Annotated in this window: 22 protein-coding genes; 15 read left to right on the top strand and 7 right to left on the bottom strand. The window is 49.6% G+C overall.

Annotated elements, in window-relative coordinates; all coding sequences use genetic code 11:
* Positions 1–238: 238 nt before the first annotated feature.
* A complete protein-coding gene (locus GON05_RS11720) occupies positions 239–1213 on the bottom strand; it encodes a GntR family transcriptional regulator (protein WP_157319257.1) in 975 nt (324 codons plus the stop codon).
* Between the two features lie 163 nt (positions 1214–1376).
* On the opposite strand from GON05_RS11720, the gene GON05_RS11715 reads away from it, so the two are divergent.
* The 3 genes from GON05_RS11715 (at position 1377) to GON05_RS11705 (ending at position 2957) form a co-directional block, all read left to right on the top strand.
* Complete coding sequence (locus GON05_RS11715; RefSeq protein WP_246238988.1) at positions 1377–1901, top strand: HPP family protein; 525 nt, start codon at positions 1377–1379, stop codon at positions 1899–1901.
* Positions 1902–1973: 72 nt separating this feature from the next.
* Positions 1974–2798 (top strand): peptidoglycan-binding protein, encoded by an 825-nt coding sequence (locus tag GON05_RS11710; RefSeq protein ID WP_246238986.1) that lies wholly within the window; start codon positions 1974–1976, stop codon positions 2796–2798.
* A gap of 3 nt (positions 2799–2801) precedes the next feature.
* Positions 2802–2957: a hypothetical protein gene (locus tag GON05_RS11705; protein WP_157319256.1), complete on the top strand. Its 156-nt coding sequence runs from the start codon at positions 2802–2804 to the stop codon at positions 2955–2957.
* 41 nt (positions 2958–2998) lie between these two features.
* Here GON05_RS11705 and GON05_RS11700 read toward each other — a convergent pair whose 3' ends face one another.
* Positions 2999–4030, bottom strand: a complete 1032-nt coding sequence (locus tag GON05_RS11700; RefSeq protein WP_157319255.1) for an anthranilate phosphoribosyltransferase — start codon at positions 4028–4030, stop codon at positions 2999–3001.
* Positions 4027–4674, bottom strand: a complete 648-nt coding sequence (locus tag GON05_RS11695) for an ANTAR domain-containing response regulator (protein ID WP_246238985.1) — start codon at positions 4672–4674, stop codon at positions 4027–4029. Before GON05_RS11695 ends, GON05_RS11700 begins: the two co-directional genes overlap by 4 nt.
* Before the next feature lie 471 nt (positions 4675–5145).
* Here GON05_RS11695 and GON05_RS11690 point away from each other — a divergent pair, with 471 nt between their 5' ends.
* The 5 genes from GON05_RS11690 to GON05_RS11670 all read left to right on the top strand — a co-directional run bounded on the left by GON05_RS11690 (position 5146) and on the right by GON05_RS11670 (position 11552).
* Complete coding sequence (locus GON05_RS11690) at positions 5146–6387, top strand: nitrate/nitrite transporter (protein WP_157319254.1); 1242 nt, start codon at positions 5146–5148, stop codon at positions 6385–6387.
* A gap of 3 nt (positions 6388–6390) precedes the next feature.
* Positions 6391–6552 (top strand): hypothetical protein, encoded by a 162-nt coding sequence (locus tag GON05_RS11685; protein WP_157319253.1) that lies wholly within the window; start codon positions 6391–6393, stop codon positions 6550–6552.
* A 134-nt stretch (positions 6553–6686) separates the two neighbouring features.
* Entirely contained in the window at positions 6687–9110 is a 2424-nt protein-coding gene (gene nirB, locus GON05_RS11680; RefSeq protein ID WP_157319252.1) for a nitrite reductase large subunit NirB, read from the top strand.
* A 22-nt stretch (positions 9111–9132) separates the two neighbouring features.
* On the top strand, positions 9133–9465 hold the full coding sequence (nirD, locus tag GON05_RS11675; RefSeq protein ID WP_397369554.1) for a nitrite reductase small subunit NirD: 333 nt from the start codon (positions 9133–9135) through the stop codon (positions 9463–9465).
* Positions 9462–11552: a molybdopterin oxidoreductase family protein gene (locus GON05_RS11670; RefSeq protein ID WP_157319251.1), complete on the top strand. Its 2091-nt coding sequence runs from the start codon at positions 9462–9464 to the stop codon at positions 11550–11552. Before nirD ends, GON05_RS11670 begins: the two co-directional genes overlap by 4 nt.
* Before the next feature lie 9 nt (positions 11553–11561).
* Here the strand turns inward: GON05_RS11670 and GON05_RS11665 are convergent, their stop codons facing one another.
* Positions 11562–15950, bottom strand: coding sequence for a DEAD/DEAH box helicase (locus tag GON05_RS11665; protein ID WP_246238983.1), 4389 nt, complete (start codon positions 15948–15950; stop codon positions 11562–11564).
* Positions 15951–16109: 159 nt separating this feature from the next.
* Here GON05_RS11665 and GON05_RS11660 point away from each other — a divergent pair, with 159 nt between their 5' ends.
* Positions 16110–18140: an S-layer homology domain-containing protein gene (locus GON05_RS11660; protein WP_157319250.1), complete on the top strand. Its 2031-nt coding sequence runs from the start codon at positions 16110–16112 to the stop codon at positions 18138–18140.
* A gap of 119 nt (positions 18141–18259) precedes the next feature.
* On the opposite strand, the gene GON05_RS11655 is transcribed toward GON05_RS11660, so the two are convergent.
* Together GON05_RS11655 and GON05_RS11650 are read right to left on the bottom strand one after the other, a co-directional pair.
* The gene (locus tag GON05_RS11655; RefSeq protein WP_127455261.1) at positions 18260–18445 is read right to left on the bottom strand and encodes a hypothetical protein; all 186 of its coding nucleotides are present in this window, start codon (positions 18443–18445) and stop codon (positions 18260–18262) included.
* Positions 18446–18638: 193 nt separating this feature from the next.
* A complete protein-coding gene (locus GON05_RS11650; RefSeq protein ID WP_145661635.1) occupies positions 18639–18860 on the bottom strand; it encodes a helix-turn-helix domain-containing protein in 222 nt (73 codons plus the stop codon).
* Positions 18861–19054: 194 nt separating this feature from the next.
* Here GON05_RS11650 and GON05_RS11645 point away from each other — a divergent pair, with 194 nt between their 5' ends.
* From GON05_RS11645 to GON05_RS11635, 3 genes are read left to right on the top strand one after another with little or no spacing between them, the layout of a single operon-like run.
* On the top strand, positions 19055–19732 hold the full coding sequence (locus GON05_RS11645; protein WP_157319249.1) for a DUF6483 family protein: 678 nt from the start codon (positions 19055–19057) through the stop codon (positions 19730–19732).
* Between the two features lie 39 nt (positions 19733–19771).
* The gene (locus tag GON05_RS11640) at positions 19772–20503 is read left to right on the top strand and encodes a class I SAM-dependent methyltransferase (protein ID WP_157319248.1); all 732 of its coding nucleotides are present in this window, start codon (positions 19772–19774) and stop codon (positions 20501–20503) included.
* A gap of 10 nt (positions 20504–20513) precedes the next feature.
* Positions 20514–21494 carry an MBL fold metallo-hydrolase gene (locus GON05_RS11635; RefSeq protein WP_157319247.1) on the top strand — a complete coding sequence of 327 codons (981 nt, stop codon included), beginning with the start codon at positions 20514–20516 and terminating at the stop codon, positions 21492–21494.
* A gap of 349 nt (positions 21495–21843) precedes the next feature.
* On the opposite strand, the gene GON05_RS11630 is transcribed toward GON05_RS11635, so the two are convergent.
* Positions 21844–22806: a phosphatidylglycerophosphatase A family protein gene (locus GON05_RS11630; protein WP_157319246.1), complete on the bottom strand. Its 963-nt coding sequence runs from the start codon at positions 22804–22806 to the stop codon at positions 21844–21846.
* A gap of 272 nt (positions 22807–23078) precedes the next feature.
* Here GON05_RS11630 and GON05_RS11625 point away from each other — a divergent pair, with 272 nt between their 5' ends.
* From GON05_RS11625 to GON05_RS11615, 3 genes are all read left to right on the top strand, one after another.
* Complete coding sequence (locus tag GON05_RS11625) at positions 23079–24128, top strand: GerMN domain-containing protein (protein WP_157319245.1); 1050 nt, start codon at positions 23079–23081, stop codon at positions 24126–24128.
* 177 nt (positions 24129–24305) lie between these two features.
* A complete protein-coding gene (rph, locus tag GON05_RS11620) occupies positions 24306–25064 on the top strand; it encodes a ribonuclease PH (protein ID WP_157319244.1) in 759 nt (252 codons plus the stop codon).
* Complete coding sequence (locus GON05_RS11615) at positions 25048–25698, top strand: XTP/dITP diphosphatase (protein WP_157319243.1); 651 nt, start codon at positions 25048–25050, stop codon at positions 25696–25698. The genes rph and GON05_RS11615 overlap by 17 nt, the downstream gene beginning before the upstream one ends.
* Positions 25699–25726: the final 28 nt, after the last annotated feature.

Raw genomic sequence — 25726 nt, 5'->3', positions numbered from 1 at the left:
GATTTCTAAGAGCAACGTTACTTTCGCTAACAACTCTCCGGAATTAGGGGGTCTGACCGTTCGCCCCTCTTATTACCAGATATCGCAGAAATAGCGCCCTTTAGTTCCGCTTACCATGAAAAAAAACGAAAAGGATGTCCCAAAATCCGCGAAAAAGCAGGGGGCATCCTCTTTACTTATTCCACCGCTAATGAATCTCCCAGGGGAGTGTTTATGCAGCGATGTAAAACAAATACTCTTATTTCTTTTGAACGGCTATTTCATGCAATAAATTCTCGCTGCTTTGTTCCAGTTTCATAGGGAATAGCAGTGTTTTATCAGGGTGCAGCTTCTTCAGTTCAGAAAATACGGCGGCAGATGCGTAAATTTTGTGCGAATGCTGAAGAGCCTCATTCAGACGATCGGGTTCGTTCATGCCTGCAATCTCAACATGAAGCTGATGAATCCCTGCTTCCCGAATCCGGTTGGCCATCCATTCCCCGCCTGTTCTACCCAGACAAACAAAGGCGACATGTGTGCCTTCCTGCAGTTTGGCAATCTCAAGCAGCTGTGAGGCCTCAAGCGTTGCTCCGATCACAATCACTTTACTGTCATAGCGAGCAAACAGTGCTTTGGTTTCCTCGGCATGATTCAAGGTTGTGATGACGACGTCCGAACGCATAACGGCTTCTCTTACGACATCCTCATTAAGGGAACTGTCACCCAGAAATAAAGTCTCCACTTCACCATCGGTTGCTCGTTCGATTTCCTGCCGGTAGAAAGGGTAATCATGACCTCGGCATTCCACCAGCAAAATCCACAGCTTGCGGGCAGGGGAGGGAGGCTGCAGCAAGGAGTAGGCAAGACCGGCGATGAAAAAGGATGGCAAATCAAATCCCATAGCCGCGGCCTCGCGCATCGTATTATTCATAAGCTGCTGCATCGGTTTCCGCTCTTCCAAGAGATGTTTGGTCTCGAACCCGCCAGCGATCTGCGTACCGCGACCCTTCTGTATGGACACAAGCCCCTCGTCACGCAATTGGTTGTATACCCAGTTAACCGTATTTCGATTGAGGCCAAGCTCATCCGCCAATTGACTGGCTGTCGGCAGCATATCGCCGGCTTCCATTTGTTCAATGCCGATTAACCATTTCAGTTGTTCTTTGATTTGTGTATTTACGTTAAAGGTTAATTGGGGATTAACCTGAAGGATATATTTTTTATCTTCTTCCACTGTGAAAAAACCTCTTTTCATAGTTAACTAGTTATATTATAACCCTTATTCGTTCGAAATCCAACAAAATGCGTGATAAGAGAAGGAAGAAACGGTTGACATGTCGGAGAATAAATTATATAACTAGTTGACTAGTTCTTTAATGAAAAAGGTGGTGGACAAAATGAATATCCAAAACGAGTCAGGATTTTGGCAGAAAATGAGAACCCAAAACAGAAGCCCACTAAAAGTCGTTCCAAAGAATGCGTTGATCGGCTCGATGGGGGGATTTATCGCCATAGCTCTTTTAGCTTTCCTAACGGATTTGACCGCGAATGCTTGGATCATGGCCCCATTTGGTGCAACCTGCGTGTTGGCTTTTGGTCTTTGGGATGCACCACTGTCTCAGCCGCGCAATATCATCGGAGGGCATTTGATTTCAACCTTAGTAGGACTCATTTTTTTCCATCTGTTTGGCCGAGGCTTTTGGGTTATGGCGATAGCGGTAGGGTTGGCCATTGGCTTGATGATGCTGACCAAAACAACGCATCCCCCTGCCGGGGCTGACCCTTTGGTCGTTATTTTAAGCGGCAGCAGTTGGTCCTTTCTGTTTACGCCGGTATTGATTGGATCTGTGCTTATCGTATTCATTGCTTTGATCGTCAACAATTTGGATAAGAAGCGCAGGTATCCGACCTTTTGGTATTGATTAAAATTATTCATGCAATGGATAAAATCCAAAAAATAGGTCACTCTAAGGGCAGTCGCCCGTGTCGGGCGAATGATACTGACGACGACAGGGAGTGAACGTAAACGCATGTTTCATGGCAAGAAAAAGCATGTCTGGATCATACTTATCTGTATCGCTTTGTTCTGCTCTACCTCAACGACCGCTTTTGCCTATGGAAAAGGGGCCAAGGGGCCGGATGTTTATGCGGTTCAAGGGATGCTGAAATCTCTGGGTTACTATAGCGGACCCATCACAGGTTACTATGGTAATCAAACACAATCAGGTGTTAAAGCTTTTCAAAGCCGTTACGGCTTACCGGTTACCGGAAACGTTGATGATCAAACCCTCCAGTCCATCCTATGGGCTTATGGAAATTTGAAAATTCCCAAGAAGCAGACGCCGCCAACCCCAGCCCCGCCGCGTTCCGAACCGCCACCTTCCCAGCCTGAGCCAGCACCTGCACCGGCACCCCAAGCTCCTCCGAGTGCGGATCTGACGGCAGAGGAGCAGCAAATGTTGGACTTGGTGAACAAGGAACGGGCTGCTGTGGGATTAGCTGCCCTAGTCGCCGATCCTGAACTGACCAAGACAGCAAGACTCAAAAGCCAGGATATGGTCGATAACAAATATTTCTCTCACGATTCACCGACATATGGCTCACCTTTTGATATGATGGAGAAATTCGGTATTACCTATAATGCGGCAGGAGAAAATATCGCTTGTAATCAATCAGTGCAAGCTGCGCATGAGGCGCTGATGAATTCGCCTGGCCACAAAGCAAATATTCTAAGCAAAGATTACACGCACATTGGTATCGGTATTGTCGCTGGAGGACCGTGCGGTAAAATGTTCACCCAGCAGTTTATCGGGAAGTAAATAGTGGTCTGTCAGCCTCTGCCTGAACGAAGGGCAGGGGCTTTTTGGGTACAGCCTGACGAGAGGATCATTGGCAGCCTGCATACGGGTTATCCCGGCAAGATCCCCGCTGGGCAAGCACGTGTTTCGGCTAGTGAGCGCTTAACGGTCATGGCCTAATAAAAAAACTCCGCAGAAAATTTCTGCGGAGGGCATATAACTTAAGTTGCTGACACCGGCTTAATCGCTTCGGTCCACTCGGTGTAGGTCTGAAGTGCTTTTCCTTGCTCGATCGCATGACGGGCCATGTAGATGCCTTCTTCAATGGAGCCGGCTTTCTGGGAAACCCAGAGGCGAACAGCGCTGTTCAGCAGCACCATGTTCAAGTAAGGAAGTTCAGCTTCTCCGCGTAAAACGGCCATCGTCGTTTCACCTTGCAGCTGCGCTGTCCATTCGACTTCAGGCACTTCAACCATTAATTCATAGATTTCAGGATCTACAATGAATAATTCACTGGAGCCATTTTGAATCACGTAGGTCCTCGTACGTTTTTCGATGGATAGATCTTCCGAGCCTTCCATGCCTTGCACAACGATTCCGCTGGTAATCCCCAGTTCGATGAGTAAATTCGTTATTTTCTCGAAAACCGTACCATGAAACACACCGACAGCCATGAATGGGGCTTCCGTGAAACGAAGCAGCTTCTCGGCGGTGTTAAACACAGTCCGCAAGCCGAGCTCCTTGCGCAGCTCGCGCAGCTCGCCAAGCGGTGCGCACCAGCTTTCAGTAGGCGCGAATAGGAATCCTGTTCGCGCTGCTGCGGATACCAGCGCCTCGCGCGACGAGGTTAGCGCCGGTACGCCAAGTGCGTCCAGCACGTCAGTCAGCGTGATGCCCCATTTGGGCGGCATGCTCGGGCTGCCGTGCAGCGTAGTCGGGAGACCGCAGGCTGCAAGCACAAATGCGGTCGGCAGAGTCGCAATGAACGTGCGGGTGCGGCCGTCGTAAGGTCCTGCGCAGTCCATGCTGCCAGGTATCGGATAGGAAAAAGTACGTTTACGCAGCGCGTGGATGAAGGCTTTAATCTCATCCGGCGATTCCATTTTAATACGTTCAGCGACAAGAAATGCACCCATTTGAGCCTGAGTAGCGCCGCCGGTTAGGATAAGTTCTGCAGCTTGGGATGCCTCTTCATACGAAAGATCTCTTGCTCCGCGCTTTCCGCGTCCTACTTCTTTTAGTAAAGATATCATCGTTTGCGGCCTCCTTGATTCTGATCTCGTAGTAATTGGTACACCTTGACGATGGAGGTAGCGACATCTACCATACGTTTACGCTCATTCATGGCTTGTTTGCGCAAAAAGTCGTAGGCTTCCGCTTCGGAAATCCCTTTAATCTCGCATAAGATTCGCTTGGCTTGATCGACCCATTTGCGCTCCTCCAGCTTGGAGAGAAGCTGTTCGCGCTCCTGCTGCCATTCGGTTCGATGAAAATAATGATTTACGCCTAAAAGCAGAGCGCAGTGAATTTCAAGCGGACTCATCGTTGAACCGATTAAACCATCTATACCTGCATCCATTCTGCATTCATTAGAAGGAAAAGTGTGCGAATCACACCACCAGAAGAGGGGGAGGCTGCGCTCAGCCAATACGCGTTTGCGCCAGGTTTCCACTTGATCGGGGCTTACACTTAATAGAACAGCATCAACTTTAGGAATGATGAAGGAAACTTCTTTACTTGTGGATGCTGTATAGACGCGAAAGCCCAAGTCCTTTAATACCTCGTCAGGTATGGATGCTTGTGTACGATTAGAATAGCTCATCTCGTTTGTGGATGGCGAGGAGGTAGCTGAGCGAGTTTGCTTCAACTCGTCGATCAGTATAAATGATTGCAACATTTGAATACCTCCATCGTTGTTAGCTTTTACTCTATGGTAACTTCATGTGAGGTTTCTTGGGTGTTTGAATGGTTATACGGCATTACTATAGCATATGAATTTGATTTTTGTCGATATAATAGGTGGAATGGAGGGCCTAAATATTTTTTGTGTTACGTTTATTGACATAGGTGTGAAGCCGTACTATAATCAAGTTAGAAATCGGCACAATGGTGTGCCTCTAACGCAGGCAATGGCGCCTATCCCCTTACAAATACGTAACCGGATAGGCTTTTTATGTTTACTTTTCAAAATACGACGAAACATGCTGTTCACGAAGATGTGGCAGCAGTGGCAAAGAGGCCGACAAACATCCCGATGTATGTAGGGGTATGTTTGTCGGCCTTTTCTGTCCATGGGTGTGCAGACAGAGAGAAATCAGGATAAGGAAAAAAGGAGAAGGCGAAAAGCCTCAAAAGGAGAGGGACGCACATGGTTGATCGGAAAAGTTTTCTGCAAGTGGGACACAAAGGGTCTTTGTTCAGTTCATTCTTGTATTTTGACATGAGCTTCATGGTATGGGTGATTTTAGGGCCGCTGGCGGTCGTGCTCGCGAATGATTTCCACTTGAATGCTGCTGAAAAAGCAAACCTCGTTGCCTTGCCTACATTAGGTGGAGCGGTACTTCGACTGGTGCTGGGCGTACTGACCGATAAGATTGGTCCTAAGCTTACAGGACAAATTGGACTAACGCTAACCTTGATCCCATTATTCTGGGGATGGCAGTTCGCTGACACGATGGGCGATATGTACTTCGTAGCGTTGATGCTCGGTATTGCCGGAGCGAGTTTTGCGGCCGCATTGCCGTTAGCCAGCTCCTGGTATCCACCGCAATATCAAGGTTTGGCGATGGGGATCGCCGGAGCAGGGAACAGCGGGACGATCTTCGCTACGCTTTTCGCTAACCGGATTGCTCAGCATTATGGCGACTGGCATGTTGTTTTCGGTATTGCCATGATTCCAATTGCGATCACGTTGGTTGTTTTCAGTATTTTGGCTAAAAACAGCCCGAACAAACCAGCACCCAAGACGGTTGCTGAATATGGCAGAGTTTTAAAACAGAAGGATTCCTGGTTGTTCTGTATTTTATATAGCGTAACGTTCGGCGGTTTCGTCGGCATGTCCACCTACTTAACCATCTTCTTTAATACACAATATGGTCTTTCGCCGGTACGTGCTGCTGATTTTACAACCCTATGCGTAATCGGCGGTAGTTTCTTCCGACCAGTAGGCGGTTGGTTAGCCGATAAATTAGGCGGCATTCGGATGCTGATGGGATTGTATGGAGTTGTCGCATTAATGATGGCGGGGATTTCAACGCTTCCGGCGCTTTCGGTTACAACAGTCTTGTTATTCATCGCGATGATGGCTTTTGGCATGGGGAACGGTTCGGTCTTCCAGCTTGTGCCTCAACGCTTCAAGTCGGAGATCGGCGTGGTCACGGGTATTGTCGGCGCTGCCGGCGGCTTGGGCGGATATTTCCTGCCTAAAATTCTCGGAAATGTGAAATTGGCCACAGGTTCTTTTGCACCAGGGTTCCTTATTTTAAGTGGAATTGCCGTGTGCTGCGTGATTTTGATCGCCTCTGTGCAAGGACAATGGAAACGCAGCTGGATTGGCGATGGCGGTAAAGTGAAAGTAGCTCCACCAGCCATTGATAGCGTGCATGCTTAAGTAATGGGTAGACTGCTGGTCCTGTGGGGAGTTAGCAACAGGATCAGCAGCTCCTTCCAAGTGAAAGTAGAGGGTTTGCTCATGCAGCTTGCGCCCTCCTGCAGGCTGTATGCGCAAAGACGTTTACGACTTGCCGTCTTTGGCAGTTCAACCCGAGCTGCTTAAGCTCCATATCCCATATTTGCCACCTGGGAGTATCCGTATCGTGTAGATCGCTGCTCCCGAGTGGACTTTTTTAAAGGGATATTTGTAACAAAATGGGATATAGAGATAGACACAGTAGAGAGGAAGATGAGACCATGACTCAAAAAGAAAAGTTGGTTTTAGTCGGAAATGGCATGGCCGGTGTTAATGCAGTTGAACATTTGCTTAAACTTGCTCCGGATAAATATGAGGTAACTATTTTTGGGAGTGAGCCTCATCCGAACTATAATCGGATTTTGCTATCCTATGTCCTTTCGGGGGATTCCAACATTGAAGATATTGTTATTCATCCTTATGAATGGTACAGAAACAATCATATAACGCTTTATACCAACCAAACCGTGACGGCACTCGATACCGCAGCTCAAACGGTCACGAGTGACAAAGGTGTAACCGTTCCTTACGATAAATTAATTTTGGCAACAGGGTCCAATCCTTTTATGATTCCAATGCCTGGTGCAGATAAAGAAGGGGTCATGGCCTACAGGACCATCCGTGATTGTGAAATCATGATGGAATCCGCGAAAAAGTATAAAAAGGCGGTTGTTATCGGCGGGGGTTTGCTCGGATTGGAAGCTGCAAGAGGTTTCCTCAACTTAGGAATGAAAGTGGATGTCGTTCATATCTCAGACGCGATCATGGATCGTCAGCTGGATCGCACAGCATCCAAAATGCTGCAAGCAGCTCTGGAGGAACAAGGCATTAACTTCTTGCTGGCGAAGCAGTCCGCAGAAATCGTCGGCCACAAACGGGTTACCGGCTTGAAATTCAAGGACGGCACAATAACGGATGCGGATCTGGTCGTCATGGCAGTGGGGATTCGGCCAAATGTAGAACTTGCTAAAAATTCTGGCGTGGAATGCAATCCCGGTATTATTGTAAATGATTATATGCAAACAAGTGTTCCTAATGTGTATGCGGTTGGGGAATGTGCGATGCATCGTGGCGTTGCCTACGGGCTGGTTGCGCCGCTCTACGAACAAGGCGCTGTGTTAGCGAAGCATTTGGCAGGCGTGGAAACAGGCCCTTATGAAGGCTCAGTTCTTTATACGAAGCTGAAAGTGTCAGGTGTTGACGTATTCTCTGGCGGGAAATTTGTGGATGAAGAAGGCACCAAAGCGATTCGAATTCATGACGAGTTCACTGGCGTGTACAAAAAAGTGGTCATTAAGGACAACAAAATTGTTGGTGCTGTACTCTTTGGAGATACGTCAGACGGCACGCGGCTCATGCAAATGATTCGTGAGGAAACCGATATCAGCGGGATGGCCAAAACAGCGATTTTGACGGATACAGCGAGCGGCGGCGGAGCAGCATCCGGTGTTGCCGAGATGAAAGACGACGCGATTATATGCGGGTGTAACGGGGTAACGAAGGGAACGATCTGTTCTGCGATTAAAGATCAAGGTTTGACCTCAGTTGAAGAGGTGAAAAATTGCACGACAGCTTCCCGTTCCTGCGGCGGATGTAAACCGCTTGTCAGCGATTTGTTAGCTTATACGCTAGGCTCCTCCTACGATAAAAATGCCGTTAAAGAATCCATTTGTTCTTGCACAGCACATACACGGGATGAGGTTGTCGAAGCGATTCGCGAAAAAGGATTGTCGCATGTACGTGAAGTCATGAGTGTGCTCGGTTGGAAAAATGAAGAGGGCTGCTCCAAATGCCGCCCTGCGCTTAACTACTACCTGGGCATGATTAGCCCTGAAACATATAAGGACGATAGCACTTCGCGCTTCGTTAACGAGCGTATGCATGCGAATATTCAAAAGGACGGTACGTATTCCGTTGTTCCACGGATTTATGGCGGCGTCACGAATCCGACGGAATTGAAGCGTATTGCCGAAGTAGCGGAGCAGTTCAATGTTCCGACTGTGAAGTTTACGGGCGGGCAACGTCTAGATTTGCTAGGCGTGAAAAAGGAAGATCTGACGGCCATGTGGGAAGCGCTGGATATGCCTTCCGGTTATGCCTACGGTAAAGCCCTGCGTACGGTCAAAACATGCGTCGGCGACACGTTCTGCCGGTTCGGTACAGGGGATTCCATGGCGGTGGGCATCGAGCTGGAGAAGCGTTTTGAGCGCTTAAATACACCGGCCAAAGTGAAGCTCGCGGTATCAGGATGTCCCCGGAACTGCGCGGAATCCGGTATTAAGGATTTGGGCATCGTCTCCGTCGATGGCGGGTGGGAGCTGTATGCCGGAGGTAACGGCGGTGTGAAGGTACGCGTCGGCGATCTTTTAACAACCGTGAAAACAGAACAAGACATTATTGAATATACCGAAGCTTATCTGCAATATTATCGCGAAACTGGGAAATACGGCGAGCGTACAAGCGAATGGGTACACCGTTTGGGAATTGAGCATATTCGTGCTGTGGTTGAAAACGAGGAAGAGCGCAAACAACTATGCGCCAGGATTGATCAAGCGTTGGCCGTTACGAAAGACCCTTGGAAACAAGCCATCGATAGCAAAAAAATTCAACGCGATCTCTATGAAGTCGTCGAGCTTACCAAATGAAATCACTCAGGAGGAGAAGACCATGAAGACACAAGAAGAGCAAATGATTTGGGTTGAGGCCGTATCTTATGAGGATTTGTCGGTAAATACAGGCAAGACGATTCGGTATCAAGGGGAGGAAGTAGCCCTCTTCAAGATGAACAGCGGCAAACTGACGGCGATTCAAAATCGTTGTCCGCATAAAGCAGGCGTGCTTGCGGAAGGTATCGTCTGTGACGAGCACGTCTTCTGTCCGATGCATGATCGCAAAATCCATCTTTCGACGGGGCTCGTGCAAGCCCCGGATACGGGATGCGTGCGGACCTATTCGACCAAAATTCATAATGGCCTTATATTCATTGGGTTTCTGGTATGACCAAACCGAAAGATCAACCTTCCTCCCATTGCTGCTTCTGCAGCATGCAGTGCGGACTAGAGATCGTAACAAGCGACAAAACAGCCGGTCTCATTACCAAACCAAGCCAGAACTTCCCGGTTGCCACAGGCCGTTTGTGCCAGAAGGGCTTAAATGCTTTGGATCATGTGTTTCACACAGAACGCATTCTCGAGCCCTTGGTAAAGTCGGCTGGCGGAGCAGGGTATTGGCAAACGGTGACATGGGACCACGCCTATACCGACATTGCGAATCGCATCCAAAGCCTGCAAGCGGAATTTGGCGCAGATGCAATTGGCGTATACGGCGGCGGATCTTTAACCAATGAGGTTTCTTATTTGTTGGGCAAGTTCACTCGAGTTGCTTTACGCAGTAAATATATCGATTACAATGGCCGTTACTGCATGTCTTCCGCAGCGGCGGCTTCCAACCAAGCTTTCGGTATTGATCGAGGCATGTCGATGCCTTTGTCCGAAATTCCGAATGCCAAATATATTATTCTAGCGGGCACCAACATTGCAGAATGTCAGCCGACCATGATGCCGTATCTGCTTGAAGCGAAAAAGAAAGGTGCGGTCATTGTCACGATTGATCCACGCAATACCATGACTTCGAAGGTCGCTGATATTCATGTTCGTTTGCAGCCCGGGTTCGATTCTGTGTTTGTTAATGGTTTACTGCATGTCATGCTGGAAGAGAAGCTTGTCGACGAACGTTTCATTCAAGAGCGGACAGCTGGCATTGAGAGTTTAAAGGAAGCGGTGAAATCTTACACGCCGGAAAGAGTGGAGGAATTGACAGGTGTTCTGGAGCCTGTCATTCGAACCATTGCTCGCGGCTTTGCCAAGGCGGAAACGGGAATCGTTTTGACAGCAAGAGGACTGGAACAGCAATCCAACGGTGTGGAGAATACGCTGAATTATATTAATTTATCATTGGTTACGGGAAAAATAGGGCGTAAAGGCTGCGGTTATGGCGCCGTTACCGGCCAAGCAAACGGCCAAGGCGGTCGCGAGCATGGCCAAAAAGCCGACCAACTGCCCGGTTACCGCTTGATCGAAGATCCTGCTGCGCGTGAGCATGTTGCGAAAGTATGGGGCATCGATTCCAGCGAGCTGCCAGGCAAAGGGGTCTCCGCCTACGAGCTTCTGAAGAAGGTCGATGAGGGTGAAATCAAGGCGTTAATTGTACTTGGATCAAATCCGCTAGTTTCAAGTCCGAATAACCGTATGGTGGAGCGGGCGCTGCAAAAGCTGGATTTGCTAGTTGTTGTGGATATGTTTGAAACAGAAACGGCGCGCTACGCGCATTATCTGCTGCCAGGTTCTTCCTTCGCAGAAGCGGAAGGTACGATGACGAATCTGGAGGGGCGTGTGTTCCATCGTCCCCAAGCGATGGAGCTGCCAGGAAACAGCAAGCTCGATTACCACATTATTTGTGGTTTGGCCGAAGCGCTGGGGCGCGGAAGGTACTTTCAATATGAAAGCATTGAAGACGTGTTTCGTGAATTGGCAGCTGCATCCGCAGGTGGGAAGGCCGATTACAGCGGCATCACGTACCAGAAACTCCAAGAGGAAAAAGGGATATTCTGGCCATGTCCGGCACCTGATCACCCGGGAACACCGCAATTATTCGCCGATCATTTTCATCATCCCGATGGTAAAGCCAAATTATTTGGCATTCAGCCGAAAATGCCGGCGGAGCCGATCGATAGCGAGTATCCCTTCGTCTTAACTACAGGGCGTCTGGCGAACCATTATTTGAGCGGCGTACAAACGCGCCGGACGGAAGCTCTGCACAAGAAAGCTCCCGTACCCGTTGCGGAAATACATCCATGGCTCGCCAAGCGAATCGGACTTGGTATGGATAGCAAGATCCGGTTAACGAGCCGCCGGGGTTCACTTGTTTTCGAAGTGAAGGTAACCGAAGGCATCCAGCCTCGTACGGTGTTCGTTCCCTTCCATTGGGGGGATGAACACTCGATCAACGTGCTGACGAACGATGCCCTCGACCCAACGAGCCGGATGCCGGAGTTCAAAATATGTGCTGTACAAGTGGAACGTGCATAGATGACCGTATCAGCTTAATTGGCTTGGCCAAAGAACGAAGCTGGTGCGGTCTTTTTCTGCGCCAAGAAGCTTCAAAGCTTCCTGTTCAGGCGCATCGGAAATACGGACACCGTTCCATGTCTCGATGACGATTTTGCGCAGTTGGTGCTGTTTCAGCAGTTGCCGGAACATGAGCTTGAGCTCGTGGGCAGTCTCCGCCAAATCATGGCTATGTGCAGAGAGCTGGTAGATGCGTTTCCCGTTGTTTTCGATCCAATACAACCATTCGCTGCCTTTGAGAGCTAAGTAATTGCCGGTTTTGCGGGAGAAGGAAATACCGGGTTTTTCAGGCCAGGGAACAAGCAGCCCACAAGGATTGGCTGGATCTACTGCGCTAACTAGGGTGAAAGTAGAAGACCGGTCAGTTCCTTGTGCCACTGGCTGGTGCAGCAGACGAATAAAGTCTTTCGTCGCGAATTGAAGAGCATGCAAATCGGTGATGAACAGCCCTCGGACGACAAGCCCCCACTCTTCCAATTGACGCAAGGCGGTATGAATCGCCTCCCATGGATAGGGACAAAGCGCAGAGACGAGGTCTTTGGTAATAAGACCATAACGCTCTAAGAGATGATGCGTCCACTGCATGGCGGAGGATTGCCTATCAAAAGCCGTATTATGCAGTGTGCTTAGGGCATACCAACGGCCAAGTCCTGATTGGAATTTGTCCCCTTTCTTCGAAGTAGAAGTGCCCGTGGCATGAAGCCGCAGCGGCGCGAACTGATCATTGGCCGCCTGACCATCCCAGACAAGCTGGAGCAACTCTTCTAATAAAATGGAAGGGGTTTTTCCAGTTTCAAGACCAAGCTTGCTGAGAAATACAGCTCCTTTGGCTTCCATAAGGCTCAGCAGTTCTGGAGAAGAGGCAGGTCTATGGTGCATGCTGGCAAGGCAGGGTTCGAAAAGTGTGGAACTTTCTGCCAGAAAGAAAGCGATGCGACCTTCTTTTTCTCCCTCTTCCTTGTGGCCTATCCAAAAAACTTCACCTGATGAACATAACATATCCAAGTCCTGTTTCCGGTAGGATAACTGCCTTGTCGGGAAGAAAACGGATTCCCAGAGTGAGACGGGCAGGAAGAAGCCCTGCAAATCCGTGATTATTTCCCGCAGCTGCTCTATGCCGGGAACGCCTGATCTCCCGATGAGTTTGCGCATAAGCGGCATGTGCATCAGATAGGTGAGCGGAGGAATAGCTGAGTTCTCGCGTCTCAAAATCTGCAGAGATTGGCGTACTAAGCGGGAAGCGACTTTGCTGCTTGTCCAAAGCGATTCCACTTCAGGATCTGCGAAAGGTGCAGGTTCTAATAAGTGGGAAGCGATAGCTCCTTCGATCCAGCTTTCAATTTGCGCAATCTCCAGCTCGTAGCGGTCCGCGAGCTCCTCAGCGGTGAAAGACAGCCGCCCGTCCGCATACCTCTGGAAGACGAATGTTCTGGAGAGCGGATCTAAGGTGAGCGAAGTATAAAATGTGACTTCATCGCTGCATATATAACGCGGCTCGTCGGTGAAGGAGATAGCTGAGGTTTTGCCTTGCTCCAGCAGTTCCTTTATCCATGTCTGAGCTGAAGAGTCAGTGGTAGACCCAGCTTTGACGAGTTCGGTGACGGAGGCATCTCCGCGCTCTTTTAAATAACGAAAGACTTGTTGAGCTGACGTCCATGCTTCTTCCGCCAAGGAAAGTTTGGCTTCTTCGTCTTCCAGGACTTGAGGATTTATCGCGTTACGAACGGTCTCTGCGCCAAAAATATCGGCAGCCATCTGCCGGCTGAAGCCTAGTAATTCGACTTGCAAATCCTGAGATAAGCTATCGGATTCATAGATTTTTTGGGCGACGTAATCAGATTGAAATTGAGCCGCCAGCGGTGAAGGGAAGTGGTTGCGATGAACCGCAAAGTGGATTTCACCAGCTTGCATCCCGTCCAGGATACTTCTCAGATGCTCCAAATCCACATGCTCTTCCAAGCATTCGCGCATGGCTTCTTGAAAGAGCGGAAAACGCTCTTTGTAGGGTAGTGCTTCTTTCATCAGCTCCTGGCCGCGAAGCCTTTTCAGCCAAGCGGGCATTCGTGTGAAACTGCGGGAAAGCAGCAGGGAAGTTTCCGCAAGCCGTTGGAAAGCCGCACCGAACATGCCGGATTCCGCGACAGCTCCGATAACCAATTGTTCCGCTTCATTATAAGAAAGGGACATGATAGCCTGCGTAACCGTTTCTTGATAGCTGGGAAAAATCAATTCGATGCCGTTGTCCTTGGCATTTGTATAGATGGCCTGGTGTCCATTCTGGTTCAAATGCTTCTCGAGCGCCATAAGCCAAGTCCGGTTTACTTTCCGTCCAAATAAACTGTGCAGCACGTAATGCGTTTGGTTCTGTTCATCGGCAAAAGTTTCAATAACAACCGTTTGATCGGTCGGTACCGTATTGACCGCAATTTGATTGCGAATGAGCCCAATCAGGGCATGACTGGCTTCTGTATCGAAAAAATACTGCTCCATGAGCCATTCTTGGACGTCGACATCTCCCTTTGTATGAGACTGCGCGTTCAATCGATCCCGCAGCTCACGCCAAAGCAATCCCGTTTGAACCCCGAGCTGATAGGATTTCCCGCCAGTCTCTCCGCGCCAAAAGGGGATTTCGCTATACCGGTTCTCGGCTTCCTGCACATAAATGCGCTCCGGACGCTTGCGAACGATGCGCCACGAAGCCGTACCGAGCTGGAATACGTCGCCGATCGATGATTCGTGAATGAACTCTTCATCCAGCTCGCCTAAATGAAGGCCGGTTTCGTTATGATGCACGGGATAAGCCGTGCTCTGTGGAATCGTGCCCGCGCCTGTCAGCGCGGCCATTTGCGAAGCCGCTACGCGTTCCAAGCGGCCGGTTTCGCGGTCCCATGCGATGAGCGGACGCGCAAAGGGGTATAACCCCGCGAGCACTTCCAGCATCGCGAGCCAGCGCTCCCGCGGCATCTCGCGGAAGGAGTCGCTCTGTGCGAGCAAGCGCGCCAGAAGCGCGACATCCAGCTCGTCGCCGAGCGCCGCCATCGCGACGAGCTGCTGCGCCAGGACATCGAGGCTGCCCCGCGGGATGCGGATGGCCTCGATGTCGCGCGCGGCGATCCGCCGGCTGAGCACGGCGAGCTCCGGCAGCAGGCTGCGGCTGCGCGCCAGCAGCACGCCGCGGCTGACGCTGCCGACGGCGTGGCCGGCGCGACCGATCCGCTGGATGCCTGCGGCAGCGGTGAAAGGCGAGTCGATCTGGATGACCAGATCGACATGGCCGACGTCGATGCCGAGCTCCAGCGACGACGTGGCGACCAGGCAGCGAAGCTCGCCGGCTTTGAGCTGGCGCTCGACTTCGAGCCGGATCTCGCGGGCTACGCTGCCGTGGTGGCTTCGCGCGATCTCATGACCGACATGGTCATTGAGGCGCAGGGTTAACCGTTCGCACAGCCTGCGGCTGTTGGCGAAGATAAGCACCGTGCGGCAGCCTTCCATAAGCTGCAGCACACGTTCTACAAGAGGCGTCCAGATGGCCTCTTTATCCGCTCCGGCTCGTACCGGCTCCGGCATCGTCACCTGCAGGGCGTAATGCTTCTCGGCTTTGCTCTCAATAATCGCGACAGGGCGCGGTTCGCCGGCTTCCCAACCGCCGAGATAGCGTGCGACGCGTTCGATCGGCTTTTGTGTGGCAGAGACACCGATCCGTTGAACGGATCGCCCACACCACACATCCAGCCTTTCCAGCGTCAATGACAAATGCATGCCGCGCTTGTCCGCTGCCAAATCGTGAATCTCGTCGATGACGACTTGCTCCACACTCTTGAGCATTTCTCTCGCGCGCGGCGAGGTAAGCAGCAGATAGAGAGACTCTGGCGTGGTCACCAGCAGATCCGGCGGATGCTTCAACATCGAAGCTCGCGTGCTCTGTGTAGTATCGCCGGTGCGGACGCCGACACGCAGTCCGTGCCAGGCGGTGTCCTTTTCAAATGAGGCGGCAAGCTCCTCGATCTCCGCCATAAAATGAAACAAATGATCATGAATATCATTATTCAGCGCTTTTAGCGGCGTAACGACCAGTACGCGTACACCGGGGGCGTAGGGCTCGCCGCCAGCCTGTTTCATTTTCACAATGCGATCCATACAGGGCAGTAAGGCTGCTAATGTTTTACCTGAACCTGTTGGGGAGGAGATGAGGGTATGCTTGCTGGCAGTTATCTCTTTCCAAGCCTGCTTCTGTACGTCGGTGGGCTCGCCGAAGCGTGAAATAAACCACATCTTCAGAATCGGGTGAAAAAGAGACAGAGGTCCCTCTGCATGTGCCGTCATTTCGTTCGCTCCCTTGTTCATAATTTCTTCCAACATAGCATAATGTAGGCGCTTTCGCCAATGCGCGTGGGTGAGGGGGAAGTTGTGAGTGAATGTGAAAGGAAAATAGAGGGGCACCCTCCTAAAAATAACCAATTTTACGAATTAATCTGATACGTGTGGTTATCTAAGGTGAAGGAGTGTGAGTAAAGCTTGATGCTCAAAAAAGTAATTGCGATTGGCCTTGCTTTCGTAACAATCATGGGGAGCAGCACAGCTGTTCTAGCTAAAGACAATGGCAACGGCAGCGGCAATCGGAAAGATGACGGAAAGGTCGAAATCCACCTCACTTTTAACGATTTGAAAACTGCGGAATGGGCCATACGCTATATCGCGAGTCTAGCATCCATGCGTGTATTTGAGGGGTATGAGGATGGTACCTTTAAACCGCAAAACACGGTTTCACGTATTGAAGCGATAACAGCAGCCGTCCGACTTATGGGGCTTCGCAGCCAAGCAGAATCTTCAGCGAAAATGAGCACACATCTCAATTTCAAAGATGCCAATCAAATTCCGGCCTGGGCGGTAGGGTATGTAGCTGTTGCACTGGAAAATGACCTGTTTTCCGAAAATGACGACTCCGTGCAGCCTCAAAAAGAAGGCGATCGGTTATGGGCGACGACGCTTTTGGTCAAAGCTCTGAAGCTGGACGCTCAGGCCAAAGCAAAAATGAACACGACCCTACCGTTCAAAGATGCGAAGCAGATTCCTGCAGGTTCTGTAGGTTATATCGCTGTGGCCATTGAAAAAGGCCTGGTTGATGGTTTCGAGGATAATACGTTCAGACCGAATCAGCCGGTTACTCGGGCTCAGCTTGCTGCATTGCTTGACCGTACAGGTGGTCAATTGCCTGATCAAGGAAATAACACACTGACAGGAACTGTAAAAAGTGTTGTTAACGGGAACGCCTTAGTATTGACAACCTCAGGTACGACATCAACCTATGCCTTGCATCCGGACGTTTACATTTACAAAAATGGAGTGAAAATCAGTCCTTCGACTTTGCAGGCTGGAGACGAAGTGAGTGTGCGGACTTTTAATAATCAAATTATATATATTGAAGTAACTAAACCGGTGCAAACCATCATCAACAGCGGAACCGTTAGTGCAGCGGTTGCCAACAATACATTGACCCTTACCAAATCGGGCGTTACCTCATCTTTGCAGTTCCATCCGGATATTGTGGCCTACCGCAATGGTGTGAAAGTGAGTCCTTATGAGCTGAAAATCGGGGATGAAGTTAACATTCGCACCTCGGATAACAAAGTCATCTATGTTGAAGTGACCAAATCAGTTGTTCCGATATCCAGCAGCGGTACCGTTACAGCCGTTGTGAATAACAATGTCCTTAAGCTTACCAAATCAGGTGTTACAACCAACTATACGCTGCATCCAGACATCGTTATTTATCGAAATGGCGTCAAAGTTGCGACTACCGCTCTGTTGGTCGGCGATGAGGTGAACGTTCGGACCTCGGACAATAAAGTTATTTTTATTGAAGTAACACAAACGGCACAAGCAATTACGAATAGCGGAACGATCACGGCAGCGGTGAGTAACAACGTACTAAAGCTCAAGAAAGACAATGTGAATTTTGAAATAAAGCTGCATCCGGATGTCGTTGTGTATCGCAATGGCTTGAAAGTGGCACTATCCGAGCTGAAAATTGGGGATGAAGTCAACGTTCGCACCTCCGAGAACAAAGTCATTTATATAGAAGTGACCAAAATGGTGCAGCCTATCACAAATAACGGCACCGTTAGCGCTGTTGTTACCAATAGCGAGCTGAAGCTCACGAAATCGGGAGTTACAACTGCTTTTACTTTGCATCCGGATGTCATCGTCTATCGTGGCGGCGTGAAGGTTAGAGCCATTGACCTTAAAGTAGGCGACGAGGTCGATATCCGCACCTCTGACAATAAAGTCATTTACATTGAAGTAACGAAAAGCGTTGACGAGAATTTGCCGTTTGATCTGCAAGGGAAATTGAAAGGAACGACTCTTAATGCGCAAGGAGAGCTTGCCACGATTTCTATCGTGCAATCGATTAATGGCAAGGATCAGACGACCGTGTATCAAGTTGCTTCCAGTGTGAATATTGCGGGCAATTTGGCGTTATTTAAGGAAGGACGGCTTATTCAGCTGAAAGGCGCGAATAAGGTTGTAACTTCTATCACGATAAAGTGATGGAGAGGGACCAGTGGGAGAATAGGGAAGAGGTTAGAAAAAGAGAGAAGAAGGAGCCCTGCATGGGGCTTCTTTTTTTTGCGTGGGAACTGTGGTTTGCAAGGCAACAAAAAAGCCCATTAATAATGGGCTAAAATCACAGCAATATCATTATCATTGAATTGGAAGGCGCCTTCTTCTGATTTCGTGAAATGATGGCCCCTTGACTCAATATACTGGCAGAGTCGAAACAGAATGCCTGGTTCCACATTCAGGAGTTCTGACAAGGAAAACACATTTTTTTGCTCGGTAATCATTTCGATCATGGATTGAAATAGCCCCCTAAAGGTGTAATGTACTTGTTAGTTACTACTATAGTACATGCTAAGGATCATTTACTGTCGAAATGTTGGGTTAACAAAACGTTCACTTTTTAACGCGCGCGCGAACAACATAAAAGCCCTCGAATCCTCCAATAGGAGGCATCGAAGGCTTACATGGATCCGTTTGCTGACGGAATCAGATCTTTAATTCCCCAAGCTTGATCAGTTCTACAACCGCTTGTGAACGACCCTTTACGTTCAGCTTTTGCATGACATTGGAGATATGATTTCTCACAGTTTTTTCACTGATAAAAAGCTGCTGTGCGATATCTTTCGTCGTTTTGTCCTGCACTAATAGTTCGAATACTTCGCGTTCGCGGTTCGTAAGTAGAAATTTGTTTTTGTGGTCGCTGGCCATGGATGTGTGTCACCCCTCCTTGCTCGGGTATTGGGAAATACAAGGTTTAGGGATACAGTCAAAATTAGTTTATGAAGGGCTGCTGCCAATGGTGCGGTGTATATGCAAAAATAGGCGACTTCCGCTTTTGAGTTTCTATCCGAGGCGTGGTAAGCTGAAACGAGGTATATCATTTGGGCACAGGAGGGTTTCTTATGTTCAAACGTGATTATTTTATGCGGCAGATTGAGCAGATGACTCAGGTCCTGCATCGCATTCTTTTTAATAAGGAACATATTCCACTGGCAGATGCCCAGCAGCTGTTGGACGAAGCCAGCCGGCATTTACTCGGGCTCAATGTTCGTTCGTTAATGGCTTTATCAAGCAAGGATATCCTGGAGCTGCTCTCCTATCATGGAAATTTGGATACGGCGAAAGCGATGGTCATTGGAGATATGTTCGTCGGTCACGGAGATCTGCTGAAGCAGCATGAACAAATGGACGAGGCGTACCATGCCTATGTAAAATCTCTCGATTTACTGCTGCACTTGTCTCTTTCTCCCGAAGTTAGTCCCAAGGATGATGAGAATGTAGAAGTGGCTGCTCGCATACAAACCAGTTTGGATCGGCTCAAGGCCTGGATGGTTCCGGAGGATATGAAGAGGTTGCTTTTTGCCCATTATGAAAAACAAGGCGACTATGCGAAGGCGGAGGACGTGCTGTTTCATTATATGGAGGACCATCCGGACCAATCGGAGTTCCTGCGAGAAGGTGTTGCTTTTTATAAAACACTGCTGAATACCGAAGAAAAGTTGCTTGAAGCAGGTAACTTTAGTACGGAAGAAGCCGCAGAAAGCTTGCGCCGGGTACAGCAGAAATTGGACTCTTTTTAAAACTTCTAACGATTATAAATAGAAATTGCAGGTGATAAAATGGCTTGGTATCAGGAAAGCTTTGGAAATGATTATTTATTAGTATATAAGCATCGGGATATGCAAGGCGCTTATCATGAAGTGAAAAAAATGATGGATTGGCTTGACCTGGAGCAAGGGGCCGAGGTGTTGGATTTGTGCTGTGGGATGGGGCGTCATTCCTTGGCACTGGCTGATTTTGGTTATGAAATCACGGGTGTTGATTTGTCTGAAGTGCTTTTGACGGAAGCGGCAGAATTGGATAAGCAGAAGCGTGTGACATGGGTGCGCGGTGATATGCGGGAAGTTCCCTTGGGGCGTCAGTTTGATGCAGTTGTGAATTTATTTACTTCATTTGGCTATTTTGATGAGGAAGATCAGAATGCCAAGGTGTTTTATGAGATGCATCGTCTTCTAAAAGAGGGCGGTCGTTTTATTATCGATTTCCTGAATCCGATTTATGTTCAAACTCATCTCGTCCCGCAATCACAGCGGATGGAGGGAGACATTCAAATTCTCGAAACGAGAGCTATTGAAGATGGCTGCGTGCGCAAGCGAATTGTGATATCGCAGGAGGGATCTCCGGAGCGGAAGTATTTGGAACAGGTGAAGTTGTACGACCGAGTGGCGTTTGAGGCGATGCTGCAAAAAGCAGGTTTACATATAGATCATGTATACGGCAGTTATGACGGTCATCCGTATGAGGCTGATGCATCGTGCCGGATGATTTTTGTAGGGCATAAGGAAGGATGACGACTCGCAAATGAACATCGTAACCGAACATACAGATGAAATTACTCAAGTGAAGGTGCCGCTGCCTTTTCCACTTCGATGGGTGAATGCCTACCTGATTCGCGGCAGCAAAGGGTACACGGTCATGGATCCGGGGCTGCATACCCCGGATGCGGAAGCGCTCTGGCTGCAGGTGCTGCAGGAGCGCGGGATCGACTTTGAGCACGTCGAGCAGATCGTGCTCACCCACCACCATCCCGACCACTACGGGATGGCGGGTTGGTTCCAGGAGCGCACGGGCGCGCCGGTTCTCCTCTCGGAGACCGGTTACGCGCAAGTGCAGCTCCTGTGGGGGCCGGAGCAGCCGATGTCGGCGCGGCTGCTGGAGCTTTTTGCCCGGCATGGCTTCCCGGAAGCCGGGCTCGCGGAGATGACGAAGCACATGGTGAGCTTCGTCGATTTGGTTTCACCGCAGCCGCAGGTTACGCTGCTGCGTGAAGGCCCCGTGCGCCTCGGGGACCGCGTGTACGAAGCTATGGAGACCCCCGGCCATGCCGCGGGTCACCTGGTCTTCTACGATGCCGAGGCGGAGGTGATCTTTTGCGGCGACCACGTCCTGCCGCAAATATCGCCGAACGTTTCCTTCCTCCCGCAGGTGGAAGAGAACCCGCTCGGCGAGTACTTGCGCAGCCTGCAGGAGATCGGCAGGCTGCCGGTCAAAATGGCTTACCCGGGGCACCGGGAGCCTTGGTCCGGCTTTGGCGCACGCACCGAGGAGCTAGTGCGCCATCATCATGAGCGGCTTGCGCTCATGGAGGGTCAGCTAAGCGCGCCGCTTAGCGCTTATGAGGTGTGCCGCGCGACCTTCGGCGACCGGCTCAGCGTGCACCAGATGAGGTTCGCGTTGTCGGAGACGATCGCTCACCTCATCTTGCTGGAAGCGGAGGGCCGCGTACAGCAGGTCAACCCTGCCGCGGAGCTGGTGCGCTACGTAGCTATCACCGCTAAATGAATAAAAGCACATCACATCCTCATGTTGAGCGGATGTTGATGTGCTTTTTTTGTCATTGGCGGCGGCTTTACGCGAGTTGGAGAGAACTATGGTCCGCTATTTTTCCGATTTTAGCTGAAATTTGGCGATTTGAGATCAAATAGTGCCCTGCAGTTCCGCTAAAATCCATAAATCGCTCATTTCCCGTAAATAGCGCCCTCTGGTTCCCTTATCCTACTCCACGTTCGCTCAAACAGCTATCCGCCTTCATCTCCTCGGTATCTCCGCTAGCTCGCGCCGCGCGTCAGTCTCGGTCTTCATCTCCTCGGCGATTCCGCGAATTCGCATCACGCGGCCATCCGCGCCACCCCTACTTCAAAGGCTTACTATAAGTAGGAATATTATTATGCGCTAACCGACCGCAGGCAGCAGCCACAATGCCGCAAACCATATCGTCAATAAACGTATTGCATTTCCCCTCGGAATGATCGCTGTCCAAATCTTTAATGATCCCGATTTTCTCTTTGTCCAAATAGCCAAAATTCGTAAGTGCAATTGTTCCATACATCAGAGGCACAGCGGTTGCGATACTTTCATCTACTCCGAAAAGTCCTTCGTCTTGCCCGACAATATGATTATATTGCGGATTGAATTCGCCGGCTTCGACGGCGGTGTCTATCTTAATCGCCAACTGCAGCGCATGGAAGGTCTGCTGTTTGCGCAGTACAGCGACAATATGCTCTTCGCATAGGCTGCGCTCCATGTCGGGATTGTAGGGACGCTGAAGCTGATCCAGAATTTCCACCATGTCTTCTAGCTGGACACCTCTCTCAGCGAGCAGAGCGAGATTGCGCTGCGAATAATCGACTTTTACATTCTCGGAAATGATGACACTTGCCGTAGAAGCGACAATTGCGCAAATGCCTTTTGAAATAAACGATTTAGGGCGTTTGGTCGGAAAGAAAAAACGGAATTTACAATCCATGAAACCGAATAGGGAGGCTGCCCCGCTGCCATACAAGCCACAGATTGACATGGCAATGGTTCGATGTACGTTGTAGGCAGGGTCTTTCATACTCGCTAACAGCTCGGAGTCATGTTTGACCTTTTTTTGCAGCTCCATGAGTGTGGTCATGACATTGTAAGTTTCTGTTTTGCTTAAAACCCCTAATAAAGTCGTGGTGATCGTCTCGTAAGGGATTTTTTTGATGCCTTTGATTTCCACAAGCAGGCGGGCAACAGCCTCTTCAATGACGGCTTGCGGATAGTGACTGAATACTTCATCCCGGAATTCGTTGAAAATGAGCGTTTTATCTTTGAGGAATGTTCTCATCTGTGCGCCTCCAGTTAGATCAAATCTGTCTATTTTTACAAGTATAGCATATCGCGTTAAGATGCCGAAAAGGCATGGACTGGGCAGAAAAAGGGTGGAGGCTTTTCGGGACTGCTTTTTTGAGCATGTGGACAAAAAGTAGTTATAAATCGGACAAATCCCCGTATACATAATAATACGAAAAAGCAATGTACAGGCCATGCCGAAAAGTAAATAAGCGGCAGACGCTTCAGAAGAGGCTTCTGCGAAAACTCGAAGGAGGAAATAAGCAAATGAAACATCAACATTGGATTCGTTCAGCCGCTATCGCGGGGGTGATTGCCTTGCTGACCACAGGATGTTCGGTCCTGGGCACTGGGAAGAAAGCTGACATTGATGCACCTCCGACCACGGGTGCGGAAGCAGACGTTCAGACGACATCAGCTGCGGTCACGATCGATATGATCGACGATAATTCATCCCAAATGACGGTGTATGTGAAGGATGCCAAAGGCTTCGTCGCTCCGCTGAGTCTGGGATTACCGAAATCGGTGTCGGTTGCGAAAACGACGCTGGAGTACATGGTGGATGGCGGTCCGGTCTCCAGTTTACTCCCATCTGGCTTTCAGGCCTTGCTGCCAAAAGGGACGAAAGTCATCTCCTTAAATGTAACTTCAGATAAACGCGCCATTGTCGATTTTTCAAAAGAGTTCCTCACGTATGATCAGCAAAACGAAAGAAAAATATTAGAAGCAATCACTTGGAATCTGACGAATTTCCCAACGGTAGAAAAAGTACAACTCCGTGTTGAAGGTAAGGATCTCAAAGAGATGCCAAAAGGCAAGACGCCGCTTGATACTCCGCTGGCGCGTTCGATGGGGATTAACCTTGAGAAAGCAGAAGACGCGGAATTCGGGCAATCCACACCGGTTACGCTTTACTTCCTTAATCAAAACGATCAAAACTACAAATATTATGTACCTGTAACAAGGCTCGTCAAAAGAACGGATAATGTAGCTAAAGCCGTTGTAGATCAGCTGATCAAAGGGCCTGATCAGAAGAAAGGGCTGGCTAGCGTTCTGAACGCCGCAACGGAAGTGAAGAGCATTAGCCCGGCGGACGCTTTGATTACGGTTGACTTCTCGAATAAACTGCTTGGCTCTGATCAGAAAGCGCCTGAAGATGCTCTGAAGTCCGTTATTCTTTCCTTGACGGAGAACACAGGCTTTAAGCAAGTTCAAATTAAAGTGGATGGCGCTGTGAAATTTACATCTTCGGATAGTACTCAGAACTATACGAAGCCAGTAGCGAGACCTGCTCATATTAATTCGACCAAGTCCTAAACAGCTTGCGTCGCTTCATAGACCTCTATGCAAGGAATCTTGCATAGAGGTTTTCTCATCCTTTTGATCAGCCGGGTATCATTGTTCTTGATGAGGGTGCTTTTCTCCGGCTACTTTGTTACAATGGGGCAAGAGTATTCAGCTTCCCTTGGAAGCGACAGGAGGAGAACACGATTTATGCGAATTGGCGGAAGAACAAATGAAGAATTGCGCCCTATGAAAATAACCCCTCATTATATAAAACATGCGGAAGGCTCGGTGCTCATTGAGGTCGGGGATACGAAAGTGATTTGCACAGCAACGGTTGAAGAGCGTGTCCCGCCTTTTATGAAAGGACAGGGCAAAGGTTGGGTGACCGCGGAGTATTCCATGCTCCCTCGCGCCACGCAAGTTAGAAATCAGCGTGAGGCGGCCAAAGGCAAGCTTGGCGGACGGACGATGGAGATTCAGCGTTTGATCGGCAGGGCGCTGCGTTCCGTCGTTAACTTGGAAGCTTTGGGCGAAAGATCCATCACCCTGGACTGTGATGTTATCCAAGCTGACGGAGGTACTCGGACCACTTCGATTACCGGTGCATTCGTAGCGATGGCGTTCGCAATCAACAAGCTGGCAACGGATAAAAATTTGGCGAAGTTTCCGATTAACGACTTTTTAGCTTCTGTTTCTGTTGGCGTTATCGGCCAAACACCGCGTCTGGATCTTAACTATGAAGAGGATTCGCAGGCTAAGGTGGATATGAACGTTGTCATGACGGGGCAAGGCCAATTTGTAGAAATCCAAGGAACGGGCGAGGACTCTCCGTTTTCACGCAAGGAATTGGATGAGCTGCTTGCGCTTGCAGAATCAGGGATTCATACGATGATTGAAGAGCAGTCTAAAGTGCTAGGCCCTATAGCGGATCGTATTCGGGGTGTACAACATGCGGCTACGAAGTAATATTGTTGTGATTGCAACCCGCAATGAGGGGAAAGTCAAGGAGTTTGAAAGTCTTTTTGGCCCAAAAGGGTACAAGGTCCGCAGCTTGGCAGATTATACGGATCTTCCGGAAATCGTCGAAAGCGGCAAGACGTTTGCAGAGAATGCGCGGATCAAAGCACAGATTATTTCGGCGCATCTTCATGTTCCCGTCCTTGCAGACGACTCAGGCTTGTGCGTGAAGGCGCTCGGCGGTGATCCTGGTGTTTACTCGGCTAGATATGCCGGAGAAAACGCAACGGATGCAGCCAACAATCACAAACTGCTCCAAGCTTTGAGCGAGTCCGCGCCGGCTGATGGGTTGCCTGAGGAAGCAGGACATCCGAAGTTTTTAAGTGAGGCAGCGTTTGTTTGTGCCCTTGCGCTTATTGATCCGGTAGCGAATGAAACCATTGAGGCCGAGGATTCTTGCCCGGGTTACATTATAGCGGAACAACGCGGCGAGAGTGGCTTCGGCTACGATCCGCTGTTTTATATTCCTTCTCTGGGAAGAACCATGGCGGAGCTGACGGTGGAAGAGAAGAATGAAATTAGTCACCGCGCTAAAGCTTTGCGATTATTCCTGGATAGGCTTCCTGATCAAAATGAATCCTAATGAAAAGACCTGCTCCCACATCAACAGT

Origin of the sequence: Paenibacillus anseongensis (assembly GCF_009757995.1) — a bacterium.
In the GTDB taxonomy this organism is placed as follows: Bacteria; Bacillota; Bacilli; order Paenibacillales; family NBRC-103111; genus Paenibacillus_E; species Paenibacillus_E chondroitinus.
Note: the sequence above shows the minus strand (reverse complement) of the source record. Positions and strands in the feature narration are given on the sequence as shown.

What these genes read in the sequence shown, in the direction of transcription:
- GON05_RS11715 (WP_246238988.1), top strand. Translation starts at nt 1,377, where the DNA reads ATGAATATCCAAAACGAGTCAGGATTTTGGCAGAAAATGAGAACCCAA.
- GON05_RS11710 (WP_246238986.1), top strand. Translation starts at nt 1,974, where the DNA reads ATGATACTGACGACGACAGGGAGTGAACGTAAACGCATGTTTCATGGC.
- GON05_RS11700 (WP_157319255.1), bottom strand. Translation starts at nt 4,030, where the DNA reads ATGATATCTTTACTAAAAGAAGTAGGACGCGGAAAGCGCGGAGCAAGA.
- GON05_RS11695 (WP_246238985.1), bottom strand. Translation starts at nt 4,674, where the DNA reads ATGTTGCAATCATTTATACTGATCGACGAGTTGAAGCAAACTCGCTCA.
- GON05_RS11690 (WP_157319254.1), top strand. Translation starts at nt 5,146, where the DNA reads ATGGTTGATCGGAAAAGTTTTCTGCAAGTGGGACACAAAGGGTCTTTG.
- GON05_RS11685 (WP_157319253.1), top strand. Translation starts at nt 6,391, where the DNA reads ATGGGTAGACTGCTGGTCCTGTGGGGAGTTAGCAACAGGATCAGCAGC.
- nirB (WP_157319252.1), top strand. Translation starts at nt 6,687, where the DNA reads ATGACTCAAAAAGAAAAGTTGGTTTTAGTCGGAAATGGCATGGCCGGT.
- nirD (WP_397369554.1), top strand. Translation starts at nt 9,133, where the DNA reads ATGAAGACACAAGAAGAGCAAATGATTTGGGTTGAGGCCGTATCTTAT.
- GON05_RS11670 (WP_157319251.1), top strand. Translation starts at nt 9,462, where the DNA reads ATGACCAAACCGAAAGATCAACCTTCCTCCCATTGCTGCTTCTGCAGC.
- GON05_RS11665 (WP_246238983.1), bottom strand. Translation starts at nt 15,950, where the DNA reads ATGTTGGAAGAAATTATGAACAAGGGAGCGAACGAAATGACGGCACAT.
- GON05_RS11660 (WP_157319250.1), top strand. Translation starts at nt 16,110, where the DNA reads ATGCTCAAAAAAGTAATTGCGATTGGCCTTGCTTTCGTAACAATCATG.
- GON05_RS11655 (WP_127455261.1), bottom strand. Translation starts at nt 18,445, where the DNA reads ATGATCGAAATGATTACCGAGCAAAAAAATGTGTTTTCCTTGTCAGAA.
- GON05_RS11650 (WP_145661635.1), bottom strand. Translation starts at nt 18,860, where the DNA reads ATGGCCAGCGACCACAAAAACAAATTTCTACTTACGAACCGCGAACGC.
- GON05_RS11645 (WP_157319249.1), top strand. Translation starts at nt 19,055, where the DNA reads ATGTTCAAACGTGATTATTTTATGCGGCAGATTGAGCAGATGACTCAG.
- GON05_RS11640 (WP_157319248.1), top strand. Translation starts at nt 19,772, where the DNA reads ATGGCTTGGTATCAGGAAAGCTTTGGAAATGATTATTTATTAGTATAT.
- GON05_RS11635 (WP_157319247.1), top strand. Translation starts at nt 20,514, where the DNA reads ATGAACATCGTAACCGAACATACAGATGAAATTACTCAAGTGAAGGTG.
- GON05_RS11630 (WP_157319246.1), bottom strand. Translation starts at nt 22,806, where the DNA reads ATGAGAACATTCCTCAAAGATAAAACGCTCATTTTCAACGAATTCCGG.
- GON05_RS11625 (WP_157319245.1), top strand. Translation starts at nt 23,079, where the DNA reads ATGAAACATCAACATTGGATTCGTTCAGCCGCTATCGCGGGGGTGATT.
- rph (WP_157319244.1), top strand. Translation starts at nt 24,306, where the DNA reads ATGCGAATTGGCGGAAGAACAAATGAAGAATTGCGCCCTATGAAAATA.
- GON05_RS11615 (WP_157319243.1), top strand. Translation starts at nt 25,048, where the DNA reads ATGCGGCTACGAAGTAATATTGTTGTGATTGCAACCCGCAATGAGGGG.